Below are 19,830 nucleotides of genomic sequence, written 5' to 3'. Positions count from 1 at the left end.
CGCGCGGCTCACCCCGGCGGCCGGGCCGCGGGACGGACCGCGAACGCCGGGATGCCGTTACGGCAGATCTTCCCGCTTGTTTGCGATTATCTTGAACTGATAGCTGGGGTTGTTGATGACCGTCGTGGTGGCCACAAAGCTATCATTTTCAATATCTCCATAGAATATCAGGGAAAATTTGTCGATATCGCCGAATACCGAGATGCTCTCCGGGTCAAAACGAATGATATTGACGTTTCCCTGTATCTGCTCTCCCTCAAGTTCGTAGGTCCCGGTGTAGTAATAGGCCTCATCCCCTCCCAGGAGCCGCCCATTGCTGAATACCAGTACCCCTTTCCCGGAGAGGTTAATATTGGAAATAACCTCAACGGTCCACAATCCATCAATCATCTTCAAGCCTCCATATATGTAATCGCACGGGATGCGACTAGAGTCCCGGAGCGGTTCCGGTCTTTTCAAGCTGTTCCGTACATGATTCTGCTGGTGCCACGCATCAAAGGACGGCGTAGAATCATTGAGCACCTCCCCGCCGTGCCGATGTCTTACGGGCAAAACAGATATATACCTGATCAGAGCGACGGAAACCACGGGAAATAGCACGGCTGGATGACGGCGGCCGGGCGTTTCCGCGCCGCGACTGACATCCCGTCCCTGCCAAACGGAACCGGTGGCCCGGGAAAGCCCCCTTAAGAAGGATGCAGTGAATGTGCCATTGCAAAAAACCGAATAACCCCCTGTGATTATACAGGAGAATAGCCGTAAGGCTCAGCGTCGGAACTTTTATTTTGATAAAATCATTATCAAATTGATCAATCTATCAAATAGCGATCCCATGGGCCATTACGACAAAAGCCGCCCGTCGGCACTCGGCAGACAAAGGCGGCTTTCATTCAACCTGCATGGTTTTCCCCGACACGGGGACGACTCCCCGAAAGGCCGTGCGGTGCGGCACGATTTTAGCCGACAAAGCAAGGACGTCCCCTGTCGGCGACGTCATCCCCCTGGCACGTCCCTTCGCCCCTCCCCCTATCAGAGGTGCACCTTTGGGTTGTGGCGGGTGATTACGCCGTAACGGCACGTCCCGCCGCAGAATCGTTGGACCAGCTCCATGGTTTCGCGGCAGATCTGTTCCACCTCTCCGGGGGAAACGGGGGGGAGCCCGTCGATATTGAATTCGATGGCCGTGGTTTCCGGCAGGGTCAGGGTGTGGTTGGCCTGCCGCCAGCACCAGCGCCTCGTGAGAACGGCAGCCCCTTCGGCAAAAATGATCTCACCCGGGACCGGATGTTCCACCTGATCCGAGCCGAAAGCGATGAACTCCTCTTCGCCGCTGGCCGTGCGCAGGACCATATCCCGGGTGACCACATCAATGGCATGCCCCCCCATGGAGACCAGGTGGCGGAGGGAGAGGACGTTGCCGATGTCCACCAGAGCGTTGATGCACGGCAGCTCCTGGTTGCGCAAGGCGCGCCGGGCCATGGCCTCCGTCGAAGGACGATACTCGCTGGCCTTGATCCCCACTTTTTTGAAAGCGTCCCGCCAAGCGGCGATCCGGGGATGGGCCGTTATTTCCGCCGTGCCGATCTGTTCACGCACGGAACCCTCAGCCTCCCTGAGCAGTTCGACCAGCGGGGCGGGCGAAACGCCGTTGACAACGTTGTGGGCAACCACAACCCCACGGACATAATCGGGGAATCGGGCGAATATTTCATCTGAAACCGTATTGAACAGTTCGGGCATCTCCAACCTCAAGACATGATCTGGACCCCGCAGGGGTCGGATTGTTATTATACACGACTTTACCCCCCGCACCATACCCGGTGCCGTCCCTCCTCGTATACATCACCACCTCCCGCAACCGCGCCTGTCTGCCCCGGTAAAATTAATCACAACTGCACCTGTTGTCAGGGGCAGTTTTCCCCTATGCTGGTTCTACAGCAAGGATTCGCAAACGCCAGCGGTCACATGAGCCGGAAATGCGACGACTCCCCCATCGCGCGGGACACAAGGGGAATCAGGGACTGCCCTGCCATGCCTGAAGCAGGAGCCGGATCCCCTGCTCGATCTCGTCGCCGGTCATGCCGCCGAAGCCGAGCAACACCATGGGTGGACCGCTTGGGGGCTTCGCGCAGGTCGCAGAAAAGGGAAACAGCCGTACCCCCTTGCGGCGGGCCCGGTCGATCAACTCCGCTTCGTCCGGGCCGTGCCCCAGGAGCTGTACGGCCACGTGGAGGCCGGCCCCCTGACCGATAATGGCGGCCTGGGCGTCGAAGTGCCGTTCCAGGGCGTGGAGCAGGGCATCGTGTTTCCGCTTGCAGATGATGCGCATCCGCCGGATGTGCCGCTCCCAGTGCCCCTGTTCCATGAACGAGGCCAGGGTCTTCTGCTCCAGCAGCGAAACGGTGGAAAAGTAATGGCCGAAGCGTTGGCGGTATGAGGCGAGCAGGGTCCGGGGCAACACCAGGTAGCTCACCCGCAGAGCCGGAGAAAGGATCTTGGAAAAGGTCCCCATATAGACGATGTTCCCGGACGGGCGGAGCCCCTGCAACGACGGGATCGGCCTGCCGTGGTAGCGCAACTCGCTGTCGTAGTCGTCCTCGATGATCATTCTGTTGCCCACCGCAGCCCATTCGATCAGTCGCAGCCGGTTGGCCACCGGCATGACATATCCCATGGGGAGTTGGTGGGACGGGGTGACATAGGCGACCGTACCGTCACCGGACTGGAGGGCGTCCAGATCGAGCCCCCCCGGTCCGACCGATAGGGGGAGGACCTGGTAGCCATGATTGCAGAAAAGGGAGCGGGGCAACGGGTAACCCGGGTCCTCCACCGCTACGGCGGAGTGGTCACCCTTCAGCAGAACGGCCACGATCTCCAGGCTTTGCTGCAGGCCGGCGCAGATCACGATCTGCTCCGGGTCGCACATCACGCCCCGGGAACGCTCCAAATAGGCGCGGATGGCGACGCGCAGTCCCCAATCCCCTTGGGGGTCGCCATAGTGGGTCAGTTCGCGGGCGCAGCTCCTCAGCGTTTCCAGAAACAGCCGGCGCCAGAGCGCGACCGGAAAACTCGCCGGATCGAGCCGGGCGGGGTGGAAGTCAAAGGCGCAGGATTGTGACGATTCCGGGAGCGGGGTACGCCGGGGGAAGACGGGAGCGAGGGAGCGGGGCGCAAGCTCGCTGTCCAGGGTCGAGACAAAGTAGCCGCTGCGCGGCCTGCTGTAGAGGTACCCCTCACCGTACAGCTCCAGGTAGGCGTTCTCCACCGTAGCGCGGCTGACGGCAAGCTCGACGGCAAGATTCCGGACCGAAGGGAGACGGCTGCCGGCCGGCAACTCCCCCGACAGGACCTGTTCTCTGATCTGGTGGTACAATTGCCGGTACAGGGGAACCTGGTCATGGAGGTTCAGGATGAACATGACACCCCGCGCGGATCAAGGATGAGTTGCACCATAGGGACAGCAGTATACCCCATCCCTTTCGGAGGCGGCAAAGGGAATCTCATACCAAACGTAAGGAGGATGCAGCAATGATTCCGGAAAAATTAGCGGAAGTGATGAAACAGGACGGAGTAGTGGCTATCGCCACCCTGGGCCCGGACGGCCCGCACATGGTCAACACATGGAACAGCTATCTGATGGTATCCCCGGAGGGGCGGCTCTTGATTCCGGCCGGCTACATGCAGCGTACGGAGGCCAACGTGGCCTACAACAACCAGGTGCTGATCACCCTGGGCAGTTCCCGGGTGGCGGGAAAACAGGGGCCGGGTACCGGCTTTCTGATCAAGGGAACGGCGAATTTCGTCACCTCCGGCCCGGATTTCGACGTGATCAAGGCCCGTTTTCCCTGGGCTCGGGCCACCCTGGCGGTCACCATCGCAGCGGCGGACCAGACCCTGTAGGCACGGCCTGGCCCCTTGGGGAGGGGACTTTTTGCCTATCCCCGGTGTTGTGCCATTTGCGCTATAATGGCAGCAGGAGGTACGCAGCAATGACGACCTGCCGCCAAAGACAGCCGCACGAACTGCACGGCATCACCATCGCTTTCATCGGCCTGCTCCTCCTCACCGCCTGCTGCCTAGCCGGACCACTGCTCATGGTTCTGGTAAGCCGTTTGTGGTGAGTGGGAGATGGCCGGATTCGAGAGAAAGGGGTATGCGCTGTGACTCTCGGCTGTCAGCAAGGCCGAGAGAAGAGCCACCCCTTTCTTTCATTTCATGGGGCTGGAGGCAAGCCCCTTCACCCTCTTTTCAGGGAAGGGCTTCCCGGAGAACGCGGTTGTCCATTACGTGCCCACCCACCGTTCGAATATCCCCATAGATACAATCAAGAGCCAGCATTTGTCACGTACGACGAAACGGTGAAGCTCTTTCCGGCGGTGCCGCCGGAGTAGCTCAAACTGTTGACATACAGCCCGTTGAAGACGGTGCCCGCCGAAGCGGTCCCCCCCGTATAGCGCGTGTACGTTGTTCCGGCTGTGATGTTGGGAGAAGAAAGGAGCATCGTCTCATACGACTGGGGTATCGTGAAGGCGAAGACGACCGTGCCGTCTGCGGCCTTGAGCGCCATGGTCGTCCCTTTGGTCCCGCTGCCGAGGATCACGGAGTACTGCTTGCTGGTGCTTGCGGTCGGCGTGCTCGTCGTACCGCCGATACCCACAAAGGTGCCGCCGGTAATGGTAAAGGTATTCTGGTCGCAGTCGAACGCCGCTTCCGGGGCGGACGAACCGATGGCTACGATGACGCCGCCGGTGATGGTCAGGGTGCCGTTGGAGTCAATCGCGTCATTGGCCGAACTGGCGCAGTAAAGATAGCCGCCGTTGATGACGATGGCTTTTCCGGCGTTCAGGGCATCGTCGGTGGTGCTGATGGTCAGATAGCCGTTGTTGACGGTGAGGTTTGTTTTCCCCTCGATTCCCTCGGGGCTGCAACTGACGGTCGTGCCGCCGCTGGTGTATTCATAAGGGGTGCCGGTAGTGGTCACCGTGATGACGCCGTTGTTGATCTCCACATAGGGGGACGGGTCATCCGAGGTATCGGTCGTGGTCGCATCCTCGTCGATGTCCCACCCGGCTGAGATTCCCTTGCCGACGGAGGTCACGGTGAGGTAGCCGCCGTTGATCACCACATAGCCCTTGCCGGCCCCGGTGCTTTCCGAGCCTTCCACCTTGATGCCCTTGCTCTCGTCCCCCGTCGTGGTGCCGGTGGCGGAAACGGTCAGGATACCGTCATCGAAGATAAAGCCGTTCACCGAGCGGATGGCGTCCTTTGCACTCACCGCCACCGTGAGCGTGCCGCTGCACACCCGGACATAGTCGTTGCTGAAGATACCGTGCTTGTAGCTCCCGGTGACCCCCAGGATGCCGCTGCCGCCGAAGACCATCGGCCCCTTGCCGTAAAGCGCCGCCTTCATGGTCATGCTGCGGGTGGCCGAATCCGCCAGGGTATTGGTCGTCCCCGCTGCCGAGACGATGAAAACCTTCTGAGTCGATTCCAGGTCGAGGGCGGGACCGGCGGTGCCGGCGATGGCGACGCCGTTGAGGTAAAGTTGGTAGGCGCTGCTGCTGGACACCGTAAGGGTGCCGTTCAACTGCCCCGAAAGGACATACATGACGTTGGTGGCCACCGTTGAACTGATGGTTATGCCGTAGGTGGTTTTGGTAACGGCAATACTCGTTCCGCCCGAGGAGAGCAGCGTCACTCCGTCGGTGGTAATGGCTTGGGCAGTACCGGAAGAGAGACGGGCAGTATTTGCCGTAAAATCGATGATGACGGTGGTATCGAACGTGGTATTCGTGACGAGGTCAGCCGCGCTGTAAGTGCTTGCCGTTGCCGCGACCGAGACGGCGTATGTCGAAGTGTCGATGGCGGTCGAGGCGGCTGCCGTTACGGTCACGGTCACAGTACTTGCGGTGCTGGACGCATAGACCGCCGAGCCGCCGTAGGCGGCGGTCAGGGTGTGGGTTCCCACACTGAGGGCGCTTGTGGCCAAACTGGCCGTACCGGAACTGATGGTTGCCGTTCCCAGGGATGAGGTGCCATCGTAGAAGGTCACCGTGCCGGTGGCGTCAGTGGGTGAAATGGCCGCGGTGAGAGTGACGCTGGCGCCGGAGGCTACCGTGGCCGCAGATGCCGTCAGCGTGGTCGTGGTGGAGGTCGTACCGCCGGAGGCGTTAGTCCCACCTCCGCAGCCCGACAGGCCGAATAAGGCCAGTATGAGCGTTGTGATGGTAGCCGCGTACGTCCCGATAACCGGTAGCTGCCGTTTTGCCATGATCACCCCCTGACCTCATTTGCACACCGTGTTTTCCTACTGGGCATTCCCCCGATTCGCATCCAGGAACGAGGATGCACGCCGAGCCCCTCATGGCTCGGCTAAACCTAGCGGAAATAGTATCCCTGAAAAACATGTAACAACTGTGGAAAAAATGCGGAATGGCCAGGTGATCGGGGGCCCTTGCTGCGGTTCCTCGTCCTCTGTCCGAGGCTGCCACGCCGTTTTTCAGCACGGCGGTGCAGGCGCAGCAAGACCGAATTCGAGGAACAGGAACGCCGGCAGCGATCAAAAGATCCAAACTGCCGGCACGAACCAATGGTGCGGGAAACAGGATTCGAAGTTAGCCAGATAAATGATTTGTTTCAGGTCGAGTCTCAACAATACGCAGTAATATTATACTGTTAACAATTGTCACCCCTGCGGTTGCCGTCAAAATATTTGCAGAGATTTCGTTACGATTACAAGCCAACCTGAAAAAACTCAGCAAAAGAACGATGGGGTGACTTTATTCTCAAAAATTTCGTCATGCCGCCTTTCTTGCCCGATACGCCTCGGTCCTTTCCATTTTGCTGCTCCGCAACAAATCTTTTCTGATGGTGTCACCATCCGGCGAGTTGGCGAGATGCCGAGCTTCTGATTGGGTAAGGCAGTCGAAGGCGCGACCAAGGTCTTCTTGCCACCACGTTTCAAGTTTGGCTCCCAATTTTCCCCTCAATATCTGCAATTGCGCTTCATCTAACAACAGTTTGGCTGAATACGGTTTCCCAGCCAAAAGATTACTACAAATCGCTGACGCTTACGGTTATATCGATAACAGAGCCATCCTTCATAAAGCTGTACAGTGCGGCAGCATCCTTATCGCTGGTGGTTATAACGGCAAAAGTACGTTCGGCATCAGGATAGTCGGTGTTATGGTCTATCCATGTCCCGGAGTTCAGGTAGCATTTACTGCTGCCCACGTTCCGATATGAAGGCACATGGGTATGTCCGAACACAACCACATCCACCTTTTCAGCCGAATTTTCCAGATACTGCGCCTTTGCCTGCCCGAAAAAGGACTCGGGCTCGACGGCTCCGGATACCGCCTCAACGAAGCTGTTGGGAACCTTGACCTTGTTGAGCTTCTGACGCTCGGTCCAGGTACGTTGAATGTTCTTAAACAGCACGGGCGCTGAAATCGTTCCGTCGTTCTGCTGCGCCGGATAGAAATCCAGATACGTATAGGCATCGTTGAACCCGGAGATGCGCATGTCGAATATCTTTGCGTCGAGGCTTTCCTTGGGCGTCATCTGCATGGAGATCTTTTCGAGAGTCGAATAATACAAATATGCACCGTACTGGTCCGTGTCGCTTTGGGCGGGTACGTTCTTCACCTCCGGCAGATTCTTTGCAACCGTCGGACGCCCTTCCAACACCCATGTGGCGGCATAACGGGCGTAAAAATAGCCGGCAGGCAGTATGGTATTCCCATTGCCGCACAACTGTGCGTTGCTGATCGTGTCCGGAGCGGAAAACATATCGTACCGGTGCCCATGCTCGATCACGATCTCGTTTCTGTCGCCGGTATAATAGGCGCCAAGCCCCTGAACACCGTCACTGGCCTGAAACAAGCGGGGAAGCGCTTTCTGTAAAATGCCCGCCTTCAGCGTCAGGTCATGGTTTCCGGGCACATAGACCAGCTTTACTCCGCTGTCGATCACCTTGTTCAATTCGTCGAACACGCCCTGATTGTTTGCAACCACCTGCCGGTAAAACTGGGCCTGGTCAGTATATACGGGATAATAGACGGGCAAAAACCACTCGTCCAGGAAATCGCCGGCTATCACCAGTTCTCGCACGTCCGTAGTTTTTTGCAGGCGCTGCAGGAAATTGATGAGCAGCGGGCGGTTTTGCACGGTTTCACTATACCCGTCGGAGATGCCGAGGTGGAGGTCGCTTATGACGACGATCTTGTTCCTTGAACCACCGGCATTCCACAAGGGTGCGGCACCAGACACCGACGGAGCGATAGATGCGCATCCGGCAGTGTGCAGCGCCACAAAGCATGCGCCTGCGCCGGCGCTGAGCGTTTTCATAAATTTTCTTCGGGAATAATTCATGCTGGACCTCCGACAAGCCAATGCCGTCATGTAAATTTGATCCCATGAATATCGCGAAAAAAGGAAAAAATGAGTCTTTACACTTAAAAGACTCATTTTTACACCCCAAAACGTTAGCGCCGTGATTCAACTCCCGACGACCAGCATCTTCCGGGCTTTCACACCAAAAGACGCACCCGGAACAGGCCGTTTTCGATGTCATACAGCAGTTCGCCGTCGTATTTTTTTGCAAAGGCGGCGACACTCCTGCTGCCGATGCCGTGGCCTTCGCGGCAGGCGATGGGATGGCCGCTTTCGTCAAGTGCGGTATCCCCCTCACAGGGGTTTTCGATTTCCAGCAGCAGCCGTCCCACACTTCGGCAGGTGAAGCGGATCGAAGGGGCTCTATTGTGCGGCAGGCGTTCACAGGACTGAATGGCGTTTTCCATAAGGTTTGAAACCACCATGGAAAGTTCCAGCGCGTCCACAGCCAGGTTGCCGGGGACATCCAAAGTAATTTCCGCCGGTATGCCCGCCAATTCCGCAATGCCCGCATAGTGGCAGACAGCAGCGTTGACAGCGTGGTTCTCACAGTAAACCCTGCTGATCTTCGGTGCAGCTTGATTTTGACTTTGCAGCAGCGCGGCGGCCTCTCCGGTTTGTCCTTGCTCTAAAAGCTCCAGAATCACATTGTTGAAGTGGCGGCGGTCGTGGGCGGTGCGGCTGTTTTGTGCCGACACCTCCTCCATCAATTTAAGCCGTTCCGACATGCCGTCCGCCGCCAATTGGAGATATTCCCGTTCTGACTGTGCAGTTCGGTTTTCTTCGCGCATTGCGTATTGCTTTGTTATAGTTTTAAGAGAGTGGATAATGGCAACATATACCGACAAGCCCAGAAGGATGAGAAAAAAAAGGGGCAAGTAGTTATTGGTCAGCATTTCTTCAATGTCACCGCCGAAAAAATACCCTAAAAAGCAAACAAAGAGCGCAGCAATGGGCAATATGTAGATGTGCCAATAATCCAGCACGTTGCGATACAGCTTGGACACCCACTTGTGGAATACAAAAATAATAACCGAAAATAAAATGAGGCGTAAAAAAACATTGCCGTACTTCGGATTTGGGAAAATGCCTCTGAAGGAGTAGCTTAAAAACACCACCGCAGCATAAATGTTAAGCATGGTAATATAGCTGAAGCACCACTGCATGATTTTATCGGTAAAAAGAGGCTTCAGGGTAATTCCAATTACAATCAGCATCGCAAGGTCAACGTAAAATACGGCGGTGTAGTTTCCGGAAAGATAGAAGTAATAGTTGGCACTAAGATTTCCAACCAGAATAACAGCCGTTGCAAAAACATACGCACCTTTGTTTTTATATTTTGGCATTGCCATGGTGCAAAGCAGAAGTATCAGCATAACATCGGTGATTACCGCCCGCAGCAAGTCGGGAAAATGCCGTATCATCTGTTCCCCCCTTTTGCCGTCAGGTAATCCATATAGGCATCCCGCACAGCCGGGTATCGCTTTGCCGCAATAGGAACGAGTTTGCCTCCGTAAAGAGTGAAGCTGTCCTTGGCGAAACGCTCCACTCGACGCATGTTGATTACAAACGAGGTGTGGCATTGCAGAAAATGCCTGTTCTGCAAAAGAGGCGCGCAGTATTCCGAAAAATTCTCCCTAAAGCTGCGGCTGTACACCTCCTCGCCACTCATGATGCTAAAAATGACGGCGTGACGGTGGTACTCACAGCACGAGATGTTCGACAGCTTGATCACCCGCAGACCGTCGGCAGTTTTTACGGTAAAAGGTTGCTCATCGGCGAGGTCCGCTTTAGAGAGGGCGAGGGGCAGAGTATCAAACAACTGCTGCTTGTCGATTGGTTTAATGAGATAATTGATGGGGCTTGCGGCGTATGCCTGCAAGGCAAACTGCGGCTCGGTGGTGGCATAGATGATCTGCGCCTCACGGTCGAAACGGCGGATTTCTTTGCCTAATTCCAAACCACTGACCATGGGCATAACGATGTCCAGTATGTAAAGATGAAAGCTCTCTGCCTCAATGGCTGTCAGCAGCGCATCCGGATGGGAAAACCCTGTCACTTCGGCGTCAAGACCGTTTGTGGACAGGTACTGATTGGTCAGCGAGACAAGACCTTGAAGGTCGCCCGGTATATCGTCGCAAATCGCAATACGAATCATCGACTCATTTCACCACCTTGTATGACAAAAATCAAGTCATACCCCAAAACGGCCAGCGGACGTATAACTTTTATCAGGCATATTTCAGCGGATTGCTGCAACAAAACAACAAAAATAAAGGACCTAGCCGCTAGCAGCTAAGTCCTTTATTTTTGTTTGGAGCGGGAAACGGGATTCGAAAATATCAGAAGAATTGATTCAGTTCCAAATATAACATTAATTTCATACAATTAAACCCACCTTCCATCAGTTACCAGTCCAGTTTAGTCCAATCAATTTCAACCCATTCTGACCTGCTCAGGGGCATAGCGGGGACAGTAAACAGGTCAACAGTGTTAGAGGAAAGTTCCAGAGACAGTATATAAAACTACTGGTTAATGCGTATACTATTCCCGGAACGCCGAGTTATCATACCCCAGCAAATGTGTCAAATTCTAATCACCGTACTACATTGGCAATCACCGGTCCCGTCATTTTGTTGTATGGAAGCAGTGGCAGGAAATCTGGCTTACCTCACCGCCCCCAGGTTCACCTTGATGTTACCGGTCAACGTTACCGTGCTCTTGCTCACCGGATCGTACCCCACGGCCTTTACCACCGTTACCGGCGCCCCGGTCTTCAGGCCGCCCAGGGTGATACTCGTGTTGGCGGCAACGGTGCAGGTCAGGCGGAGAAACTCGCCCGAACGGTAGCTGTTGCTCGTGGTCACCATGCCCAGGATAACCTTGCGCGTCGTTGCCGAATACGTGCCGAAGGCCAGGTTTGTTCCGGTCAGAGCCGAGCCGGGGGTGACCGAGTCGGTCGCGATCGGGCCGGAGGCGCCGGACGCGGTGGTTACGCTCATCCCCTGGGGCAGAGTAAGACTCAGGTCGATGCCGCTGAGGGGAGCGGCCAGTTTTGCCGTGCTCATGGCGGTGAAGGTAATGGTCGCCTTGCCCGCCGGGAACAGGTAGCTATCCGTGATCGGGGCCGGGCCGCCGTCACCATCTCCGCCGCAGCCGTACAGGGCCAGCAGCGCAAGCCCCACGCATATCGGTTTCAGGTACTTCTTCATGGAATTATCCTCCTTGATAGTTTCAGGTTTCATTGTATCAGCCCCACGGCCATGCGCAGGATCACGATTGCGTCTTCGATATCGACCTTGCTGTCGCCCACCGATACGCCGTTCACCATGGGTGCCACATCCAGGCGCAGGGTCTGGTCAGCGGTGGGGGCGATGATACCCACGGACATCTGCAACGCCTGCAAGGCGTCCACGATGGTGAAATTCGGGACCGCCCGGATGATGTTGCGCTGTACCGTCAGACTGTTGTTGTTCTGATCGGCGCCGGTAACCGACACCTGGTAGACCTTGTCGCTGCTCAAGGCCAGCAGTTGCCGGAAGACTCCGTTCGTCACCGTGGGTGTGTAGCTTTGGCCGTCCATGGTGATGGTGATGCCGACCGCCGTGGTGTTGTCCGTGACACTGCCGACCAGGGTGTACGAACCCAGGGGAGTGCGGATGTCCGTGGCCGGGTCGGTGACGGCCAGGGAGAAGGCGGGCTGGTAGCTGACGGTCCGCTTGGCCTCCACCGTCTGCCCGGCGCTGGTGGTGGCGAATACCTTGATGGTGTTCATGCCGGTACCCAGAGTTGCGGCAAAGGAGTAGGTAGTATCGGTCTGGCTGGCTGTTTGCGGGGTGGAGCCGTTGACCGAGTAGGTGACTGTCGGCGTTGTGGTGTCCTGGGCAACCTCTTTGGCCGTTGTCTTGGTCGCACTGTTGAGCAGTTCCGCAATGGTGCCGGTCACGGTAATGGTCTGTTGGATGACGATGCCGTTGTCCGGCGGATAGGTGACCGTCAGTATCGGTGCCGTGCTGTCCAAGGTGATGGTGCGGCTGTCGGTGATCGTATTCCCGGAGATGCTGGTGGCGATGACCGTGACGGTATTGACCCCGGCCTTCAGTTGTACCGGGTAGCTGAAGCTGCCGTCGGAGTTGACGGTGACGGTGGTGCCGTTGACCGTAAGTGTCTTGAGGTTGGCCGGATTGGTGATCATGCCGCTGATATTCTGGGTGGCTTCGGTGGTGGTGGCGCCATTGGAGAGAGCCGACACGGTCAGGGCCAGCGGTATGGCGACGGCGATCTCTTGTGTCGTCTGGACCGCCGCGCCGTAGTTGGCGTTGCCCGTTTGGTTGGCGGCGATGATGCAGGCGCCGGCGCTAACCCCCGTGACCGTCGTGCCGCTGATGGTGCAGACGGCCAAGGTGGTGGAACTGAAGGTGACCGCCAGGCCGGAGGTGGCCGTGGCACTCACGGTAGTGACGCCACCCACGGCCAGGGTGGCTGGGCTGAAACTAATGGCGCCGATGCTTTGGCCGGCTCTGGCGTAGGTAAATTGATCCGCTACGCCGGTAGCGCTGGTTCCCTCCGGTGTCGTTACAGTGATGTCAACCGTGCTCACCGATGAAGCAGGCGCGGTGGCGGTGATCTGCGTATTTGAGTCCACCGTGAACGATGTTGCTGCAGTACCGCCAAAGGTAACGGCCGTAGCCCCGGTGAAACCGGCGCCGGTAATGACAACACTTGTGCCGCCTGTTGTAAAACCGCCGGAAGGAGCTATGCCGGTAACGACTGGTCCCAGGAAGATAGAGCCGGTGGTTGTGAGAGTATTGTAGGTACCGCCATAGTTAAATATCGGTGCTGATGAGGCGGTCCCGTCATAACCTCTGACGGCGGTACCATATGATGTGCCGCCAGCGCCACCGGTTGCGGTGTGCCCGCTGGAAGTCACTGTCGCCAAATCTACAACCACTGTCCCCAAATTAATAAAAATCACCGGACCGGCGGCAGCGCCGCCGCCACCACCACTGGGCCCATTACCGCCGTAACCACTTCCGCCGCCGCTTATGCCGGAACCGAGGGAACCGCCCGGAGTACTCGTATTAACCCCACCGCTTCCGCCAGCGCCACCGCCAGGACCGCCTGCTCCGCCACGTGTACTGGTACCGGTCCCGCCACCGCCGCCACCAAAACCACCTGCGCCACCAATTCCTAAAGGTGCACCGCCGCCGCCACCACCAAAGCCTCCAGCGCCGCCAGCCGTGCTTGCAGGGCTGCCCCCGGCAGTATTGCCAGCATAGGCTGCACCACCAGTGCCGGCTGTTCCCCCACCAAGAAGTCCACCACCGCCGCCGCCACCCAGACCACCATTGGCGCCATTGGTGCCACTGGTAGTATTTGTTCCAGCGCCCAGCACGCCGCCACCACCAGGCGCGCCAAAGTTGCCAGTGCTGCTTCCGCCGTCCCCGCCGAGGCCACCGCCGCCACCACCAGGCGGGCTCGAGCCAAAAAAGTTTCCACCGTTACCGCCAACTGCGCTCATGTTGATGAAATCGACATTGGTAATCGTGACGTTGGCCGTTGCTTTGTTGACGAACAGACCTGCGCCAAGACCTGCGCCACCACCGCCGCCGCCGTCACCGGTACCGCCGTTGCCTCCCTTGGCCTTGGCGTTTTGGAGCTTCAGGTATTTCAGCACCACGGTGCCTGAATCTACAAAAAAGACGCGGTAAAGGTTATTGCCATCGATGGTAATATTGCCTGCTGTGCCACCATCGATAGTCAGATCGCTCGTTATTGCAGGCAAAGGACCATTCAAAAGGATGGTCGCAGGTCCGCCGCTAAAGGTAATGGTATTGCTACCACCAGCTGTGTTGGCAGAATTAATGGCATCACGCAAATCTCCTGGGGTCCCCCCGCCGCTTCCTGCCGGAGTGCCGGCGTTTGTGTCGGCAAACACATTAACGACATAGTTGCCTGCGTATGCAGTAGCACAAACATTAGCCAGCATGAACATCATGATAATTAAACGGACACAAAATTTCATCTATAGCCCCCCGTTCTGTCATGATAAAATTATCTCAGACGTAAACATGTCAAGTCACAACAACGATTAGATGTCACTAGCGGCCCAACATTTAATTTAATAAAATAAGCTTTTGCCAAGCGGCGGTTGTGTTGACCCGCTTGGTTTGGATGTGTAGTAAATGCTTGTGCCGGATGTTCGTAAAATAGTAATCTCTGTCCGGCTTTGGTTCCAACCGGTTGCGCCTTTTTCAACAGTATCTTGGTATAACCAAGTGTCGCCATGCTTATATATTGGCGGATCAATTGACTCTGCAAAACTTGTCGATGCAATGAGAGGAAAAGCTAAGGTCAGTAGTACGTTATTCACGCGTTATCTTTTCTTTGAAAAGTGAGGTTCGGGCCCCTAGTTTTATTGTCTTATGGACCGAATTCCAAGGATATGATACGTAATTATTCCGCCCTTCAATCTCGGCCCCGTCTTGTGCAAACATAACGAACACCAAAACACACCCTCCCACTGTCCTACATCACAAAAACGCACTTTTCAATGTAATTTCGTAGTGTTAAAAAATTGACATTCAACAAGAATTCTTTCCATCCTGCTATTTTTACGCAATAAAGTGCATAAATTAAGCATATCATTTCGATATATTTTTTTGATTGTGACGCAGACATCGGCATGGCAACAGCTTTGAAAAGAAAGGCAGCGGAATGCGGGGGGAGTCCGGCGCAGGACGCAAAAAAGCCAGGCTTTTGGCCTGGCTCGTGCGCTCTAAATGGAGCGGGAAACGGGATTCGAAGCCATTTTCAGAGGTCAGTCGAAACCGTGCCTATTTTACTAAAACAACAATATATTAAATAGTTATATCTTCTTCGTCGGCTGATTTTCGTTTGCAAACGTTCAGCAGAATGCATTAAATACTAAGCTTTTAGTCAAAGCATTGTCAAAGTCTTCGATCAAACAACTTACTCGCATGCAAGCCGACATTAGCAGGGGTGATGTTCTGTCAGAGGTCCCAGCATGTCGTTGCTCCCTATATCCAGTGCCTTTTTTTCCGGCCAAACTCAATCCCGAGTTTTTCCATCCGCGTCCTCAGGGTATTCGGGTTGATGCCCAATATCTGTTAGCGGGCTTACAATATTGACCCGGATGGGCGTCTAAACATGACCCACCTACGTTGTAATTTTAACAAGCTATAATGTTTGCATGGGTCAACAATAGCACCCATGATGGGGTAATCAGTTATACCCGCTAACATTGAGTTCGAATACCCTTCGAAGGAACTCATCGAGGGTCCTGATTTGCCTCATTCTTCCGCTAGTCGTACCAACCCTCTCAAAGTGGCATCAAGGCGACTGCATAGCTCATCTGTTTGGCGAAGCTCACACTCCCAAACAATGATTACTCGCCAACCAAGCTGCTCCAAATCGGCCTTGACCTTATTGTCCCGATTAATGTTCGATTCGAACTTAACATGCCAGAAATCAATTCTGGACTTTGGAATATAGGCAAAGCGACAGCCTTCGTGTCTGTGCCAGAAACAGCCGTGAACTAAGACAACTGATTTGTAACGAGACAAAACGATATCCGGCCTGCCAGGCAGGTCGGTTCGGTTAAGGCGAAATCGATAGCCCATGTGGTGAAGCAGAGAGCGGACAGCACGTTCAGGTTTAGTATCACGCCCTTTGATACGGGACATGATTTCAGAGCGTTTCGCTGACGTGAATATATCAGTCATACCTGAGGACTGAACCGTCAAATATGGCGGTCGCTGCGGAAAGTGATCTCCCAGATATTGGAACATACCAAGCATTCATCCGCCTATCCCAGGAGCGTACTTCTCTAAAGACATCCCACGGCAATTGATGAATGGTTTTTAGATGCCAAGCATCTGTCAGATGCGTAATGAGCAAATACTCAAATAGCTGCTTGTCTGGATTTTCTGAGTCAGGGTATACGGTTCCAGTTTTCTTACCCTTGCAGATGGTTTTGATCGAGTAGCGGTCACCGTTACGTGATAGAGCGTCAACATTCTTTGTCCCAGTTGGAGCTTTCTGAAGTTTGGGGAGCCCTGTAGTCGTCTTGAAATACTCGATAGTAAGTACTTCTCCAACTTCTCCAACAGAAAAGGCTATCTTGCGTGTCCGCATCTCTGCATCGAGATTTGCACGCAGCAGTAGGAGGTCTTCATCTGCCATACCACTGAGTGTAAAAGCTGAGCCGGTGTTATTTGTAAACATCGTGTCCTTCCTGATTACTGGGAGGTTTGAACTCACATTGTCGCGACCAGGGTCATAACTGCATCGGGTTCCATAATGGGGCACGCTGCTACATTTATGGTGTAGTTTACTGCCACGACTCCTCGTGGTGGAGTGTAGTCATCTGGTAACCGAGGAAACTGACCCTCCACAGCAAAAACATTCAAAGCTCTCAGGTTAAATTTCAGCAGCGTACCTGACTGTACAAGGCCATCATGCCAGCCTAGATCTACCATTTTCCTCTCGAAATCATCAACAGCTGATAGACTTTCAGCCAAGGCTGCTATGATATCCTCGCGCAAAGTTGCAATGGTAAATTCACCTGCTACTGAACGTTCCAGCTGAATGCTTGCGAGAAGAAGTCGTTTGCCGTCTGGAACCCTCAACTGATCCAACCGGGAAATTTCATGTTGGTCCATCGATCTCGTGGTGCTCTTAACTTCGAGATGTAACTGCTCTCCAACAAAGTCATGTCGTTCCGCCAGCGGGCCGCTCCATTGGAAAGCAGCTTTATAACCGATCCCTGGGATAATGATTCGGTGCATTACTATCAGTTCCCCGACAAGACCGATCTGCTTGTTTTCGCTTATTGCCGATCCAGCACGAGCAAATGCCTTACGAATTCTTTCCAGATGATCCGCAACAACCTGGACAGGATGGCGTCCGTCCACACATCCGGATATGATCGCATCAAAAACTGGATTGATGACTGCTTCCAATGAAGCATCGGCGGCTACATCTACAACAAGACAATCAATGTCCACGTAACGTATGGTTATGTTGTTAAGATCAGGAGGAAGTGGGATTGACTCATCCGGGACGTGAATCATCAGATGCAGCTTTGCGTTATCATCTACAGCGAGAGCACACGAAGTCTGTTGGCCATTATTGGTGATGTATTCGCGAATGATCTGGTTGCTGGAAAGCCCTTCCCGGAGGTTAGCCCAGGCGTCAGCAGTGACCCATTCAGCCACGTGGCACCCCGCTATTGACGAAGTATGTTTCACCGTCATCTCCGGTCTTAGGCAATGATGCTGCAAGAGCTATTACAGTTTCGGCCGTGACACCCAAAGGGATCGGATCCAGAGGATATATCAAAAGTAATCCGTTTGATGAGGAGCGGTTAGCCCGCATTGCATTGGCGTTATATGAGTTACCCTTCCGGTACAGTTCTGGCCCACCTGGCAGGTCAACTCCCTCGTGACGAGGATCAACGAGAATTCCAATACCTGAATTGCCAGTTGGTTTACGTTTTACTAAACCGTATGACCTGTCTCCAATGACCGTTTGATTTTGCCGGTCGGGTGAGGCCACGAAAATAGTCCATTTTTCAAGCTCGCCAACTGCAACGCGCTCTTCAATCCATTCGGCAAGGTCCTCGCTGTTGAATGCTATTGCATCAGGATGCCCCTGAAATGTCCGAAGATAAGTAGTTATCGCTGTAGCGTCGATATCAAAGGCGATGGCACCACCATGACGATTTACTGTTGGAGGGTGTTCTGACAGAAGTCTTGACGTTGCATCAATATTTCTGCGTAGGATGGAAAGATTTGACAGGGGTAATAAAATTGTCTGCGGGCATTGTGCAGACCATGTCCGCCCCGAATGATCAGCCATGCGACTTTTTACGTTACTGGTGAGCAATAAGTGGCTATGAGCTCTTACAGCTACCTGCATCTGGTCTGGTCGTTTTCCAGCTTTTTCCAGTCGTAGAATGCTGTCCCGAAGACTTTGTTCGACTACCGCAAGTTCAACAAACCAGTCCGCGATGCCTTGAGTCGTCCAGATGCGAATGAGGTCACCATACCCGGACCGGAATCCATACCAGCGGCACATCTGTAGCAGGGCATCAACGGTAGTTGTGGTGCGTATGAAATAGGCTATTGTCAATCCTTCCAGTGTCAATCCGCGTGACAAACGATTTCCACCGACAGCTATGAGATGACAGGATGGGCGGTCTTCATAACGCAGATTCTCACCTGTAGTTGAATTCAGAATCGCAACATCTTCGATGATTTTGAGGATATGAATCGCTTTCTTGATTATATTTTCCTCAGTTATGCCATCGGGAAGCGCAAACCTGCCAAAATCCTTCAGTACTGACCGAATGGGATTCAGCATTGATCCCGACTGGACTTCCTCGCTCATGCGCCAAGCGCGTAATTGAGCCCTTATGGCCTCTCCAATACGCATTTGGTCTTTCTGTTCATGTGACACGTGGACAAGCATCGTGTGCGGCTTGTCTGTGATCCCCCTGAAAGTTCTTATCGCGCCGGCGATGCAGAATGCCAGAAGGGCATCGCAAAGGCTCTGGGGTAACTGCTCCTGGTTCCGGACTACAATCGGAGTACCTTTCCTCCTCCGCTTTGGACGCAAATTAAGCACGTCCTCGTCAGCAACAGAACGTAAGACATCCATTTCAGCAGCAGCAGGTCCAAATAATTCTTCAGTCCCCGTGTATCCTTCTGGTCGAGGAAGTTGAACAACAAAGTCGCGAGGGAACAGGTCATGTCCTACCTCACGATCAAACGCTTCTGGATTGATGAAAAGGTTGGCAAATGGGGTTGCTGTGTAGGCCACGTATGTCGCACGGGGGCATTTGTTCAGAATGGAACGTATAAGCGCGTTAGTCCGGGTTGGGGCTGTGTCTGGATCAAGTTTCTCATCAGTAAGCCGGACACTACTGACGGTTACGTCGCGACGATTGCCCTTCGTGTTGATGGAGCCCTGATCGGCTTCATCATCTACAAGGAGGAGAGGAATATCTTTCATCCTCTCACCGACAATAGAGAGCCAACTGCTGATTCTGTTCAGAACTGGTACGATCTTCTTGGCAACAACTAAGACAGTCCCACCAGTGCCGAATCCATCAGGATTAGGTGGTATCAAGAAGTCATTGTCGTGATCTGTCAGGGTGGTCCAGTTCTCCCCGATCTGCACCAGTTCTTTGTTCAGCCGTTTCTGAGTTTGTTCACGTAAGGAGTCGTGGATGCCTGAAAGGACGATAATCAGCCTGTATCCAACATCTGAAGCTCGTGCTGCCAATGCAGTGAAATTTGCGGTCTTTCCACTTTGGACGTAGCCCACGACCAAGCCACGGCACTGGAACTCCGAGCGTGACACAGGGACCGTCTTGCTCAGAATCCTCATGGACTCAGCCGCGACACTGTC

At 54.6% G+C, this 19,830-nt stretch carries 17 protein-coding genes; 2 read left to right on the top strand and 15 right to left on the bottom strand.

The window, feature by feature from the left end:
* Positions 1-57 precede the first annotated feature (57 nt).
* The 3 genes from FO488_RS04195 to FO488_RS04185 all read right to left on the bottom strand — a co-directional run bounded on the left by FO488_RS04195 (position 58) and on the right by FO488_RS04185 (position 3,418).
* Complete coding sequence (locus FO488_RS04195) at positions 58-390, bottom strand: GrlR family regulatory protein (RefSeq protein ID WP_149209391.1); 333 nt, start codon at positions 388-390, stop codon at positions 58-60.
* 639 nt (positions 391-1,029) lie between these two features.
* Positions 1,030-1,671 (bottom strand): B3/4 domain-containing protein, encoded by a 642-nt coding sequence (locus tag FO488_RS04190; RefSeq protein ID WP_205743349.1) that lies wholly within the window; start codon positions 1,669-1,671, stop codon positions 1,030-1,032.
* A gap of 343 nt (positions 1,672-2,014) precedes the next feature.
* Positions 2,015-3,418, bottom strand: a complete 1,404-nt coding sequence (locus FO488_RS04185; protein ID WP_149209389.1) for a PLP-dependent aminotransferase family protein — start codon at positions 3,416-3,418, stop codon at positions 2,015-2,017.
* A gap of 110 nt (positions 3,419-3,528) precedes the next feature.
* Between FO488_RS04185 and FO488_RS04180 the strand changes: the two genes are divergently transcribed.
* Together FO488_RS04180 and FO488_RS20315 are read left to right on the top strand one after the other, a co-directional pair.
* On the top strand, positions 3,529-3,900 hold the full coding sequence (locus FO488_RS04180) for a pyridoxamine 5'-phosphate oxidase family protein (RefSeq protein WP_149209388.1): 372 nt from the start codon (positions 3,529-3,531) through the stop codon (positions 3,898-3,900).
* A gap of 89 nt (positions 3,901-3,989) precedes the next feature.
* Entirely contained in the window at positions 3,990-4,121 is a 132-nt protein-coding gene (locus tag FO488_RS20315; RefSeq protein ID WP_255516543.1) for a hypothetical protein, read from the top strand.
* Positions 4,122-4,324: 203 nt separating this feature from the next.
* On the opposite strand, the gene FO488_RS04175 is transcribed toward FO488_RS20315, so the two are convergent.
* From FO488_RS04175 to FO488_RS04125, 12 genes are all read right to left on the bottom strand, one after another.
* A complete protein-coding gene (locus FO488_RS04175; protein ID WP_149209387.1) occupies positions 4,325-6,271 on the bottom strand; it encodes a carbohydrate-binding domain-containing protein in 1,947 nt (648 codons plus the stop codon).
* A gap of 782 nt (positions 6,272-7,053) precedes the next feature.
* The gene (locus FO488_RS04170) at positions 7,054-8,349 is read right to left on the bottom strand and encodes a metallophosphoesterase (protein ID WP_149212077.1); all 1,296 of its coding nucleotides are present in this window, start codon (positions 8,347-8,349) and stop codon (positions 7,054-7,056) included.
* A 182-nt stretch (positions 8,350-8,531) separates the two neighbouring features.
* Entirely contained in the window at positions 8,532-9,818 is a 1,287-nt protein-coding gene (locus tag FO488_RS04165; protein ID WP_149209386.1) for a sensor histidine kinase, read from the bottom strand.
* A complete protein-coding gene (locus FO488_RS04160) occupies positions 9,815-10,552 on the bottom strand; it encodes a LytTR family DNA-binding domain-containing protein (protein WP_149209385.1) in 738 nt (245 codons plus the stop codon). The genes FO488_RS04165 and FO488_RS04160 overlap by 4 nt, the downstream gene beginning before the upstream one ends.
* Positions 10,553-11,060: 508 nt before the next feature.
* Positions 11,061-11,639 (bottom strand): hypothetical protein, encoded by a 579-nt coding sequence (locus tag FO488_RS04155; protein WP_240732173.1) that lies wholly within the window; start codon positions 11,637-11,639, stop codon positions 11,061-11,063.
* Positions 11,636-13,324, bottom strand: a complete 1,689-nt coding sequence (locus FO488_RS19305; RefSeq protein WP_240732246.1) for an IPT/TIG domain-containing protein — start codon at positions 13,322-13,324, stop codon at positions 11,636-11,638. The genes FO488_RS04155 and FO488_RS19305 overlap by 4 nt, the downstream gene beginning before the upstream one ends.
* 260 nt (positions 13,325-13,584) lie before the next feature.
* Positions 13,585-13,881, bottom strand: a complete 297-nt coding sequence (locus FO488_RS19300; protein WP_168205872.1) for a hypothetical protein — start codon at positions 13,879-13,881, stop codon at positions 13,585-13,587.
* A gap of 634 nt (positions 13,882-14,515) precedes the next feature.
* A complete protein-coding gene (locus tag FO488_RS04145; protein WP_149209383.1) occupies positions 14,516-14,767 on the bottom strand; it encodes a hypothetical protein in 252 nt (83 codons plus the stop codon).
* Positions 14,768-15,707: 940 nt separating this feature from the next.
* Positions 15,708-16,139 carry a very short patch repair endonuclease gene (locus FO488_RS04140; protein ID WP_149209382.1) on the bottom strand — a complete coding sequence of 144 codons (432 nt, stop codon included), beginning with the start codon at positions 16,137-16,139 and terminating at the stop codon, positions 15,708-15,710.
* On the bottom strand, positions 16,132-16,641 hold the full coding sequence (locus FO488_RS04135; protein ID WP_149209381.1) for a hypothetical protein: 510 nt from the start codon (positions 16,639-16,641) through the stop codon (positions 16,132-16,134). The genes FO488_RS04140 and FO488_RS04135 overlap by 8 nt, the downstream gene beginning before the upstream one ends.
* A gap of 32 nt (positions 16,642-16,673) precedes the next feature.
* Positions 16,674-17,633 carry a PD-(D/E)XK motif protein gene (locus FO488_RS04130; protein ID WP_168205871.1) on the bottom strand — a complete coding sequence of 320 codons (960 nt, stop codon included), beginning with the start codon at positions 17,631-17,633 and terminating at the stop codon, positions 16,674-16,676.
* Positions 17,626-19,746 carry a Z1 domain-containing protein gene (locus FO488_RS04125; RefSeq protein ID WP_205743348.1) on the bottom strand — a complete coding sequence of 707 codons (2,121 nt, stop codon included), beginning with the start codon at positions 19,744-19,746 and terminating at the stop codon, positions 17,626-17,628. The genes FO488_RS04130 and FO488_RS04125 overlap by 8 nt, the downstream gene beginning before the upstream one ends.
* Between the last annotated feature and the right edge of the window lie 84 nt (positions 19,747-19,830).

This window comes from Geobacter sp. FeAm09 (assembly GCF_008330225.1).
In the GTDB taxonomy this organism is placed as follows: domain Bacteria; phylum Desulfobacterota; class Desulfuromonadia; order Geobacterales; family Pseudopelobacteraceae; genus Oryzomonas.
This window is presented reverse-complemented; position numbering and strand designations above follow the sequence as displayed.

Coding starts and splice junctions, on each gene's coding strand:
- FO488_RS04160 (WP_149209385.1), bottom strand. CDS start 10,552: ATGATTCGTATTGCGATTTGCGACGATATACCGGGCGACCTTCAAGGT.
- FO488_RS04140 (WP_149209382.1), bottom strand. CDS start 16,139: ATGACTGATATATTCACGTCAGCGAAACGCTCTGAAATCATGTCCCGT.
- FO488_RS04195 (WP_149209391.1), bottom strand. CDS start 390: ATGATTGATGGATTGTGGACCGTTGAGGTTATTTCCAATATTAACCTC.
- FO488_RS04175 (WP_149209387.1), bottom strand. CDS start 6,271: ATGGCAAAACGGCAGCTACCGGTTATCGGGACGTACGCGGCTACCATC.
- FO488_RS04185 (WP_149209389.1), bottom strand. CDS start 3,418: ATGTTCATCCTGAACCTCCATGACCAGGTTCCCCTGTACCGGCAATTG.
- FO488_RS04135 (WP_149209381.1), bottom strand. CDS start 16,641: ATGTTTACAAATAACACCGGCTCAGCTTTTACACTCAGTGGTATGGCA.
- FO488_RS04180 (WP_149209388.1), top strand. CDS start 3,529: ATGATTCCGGAAAAATTAGCGGAAGTGATGAAACAGGACGGAGTAGTG.
- FO488_RS20315 (WP_255516543.1), top strand. CDS start 3,990: ATGACGACCTGCCGCCAAAGACAGCCGCACGAACTGCACGGCATCACC.
- FO488_RS04165 (WP_149209386.1), bottom strand. CDS start 9,818: ATGATACGGCATTTTCCCGACTTGCTGCGGGCGGTAATCACCGATGTT.
- FO488_RS04155 (WP_240732173.1), bottom strand. CDS start 11,639: ATGAAACCTGAAACTATCAAGGAGGATAATTCCATGAAGAAGTACCTG.
- FO488_RS04170 (WP_149212077.1), bottom strand. CDS start 8,349: ATGAAAACGCTCAGCGCCGGCGCAGGCGCATGCTTTGTGGCGCTGCAC.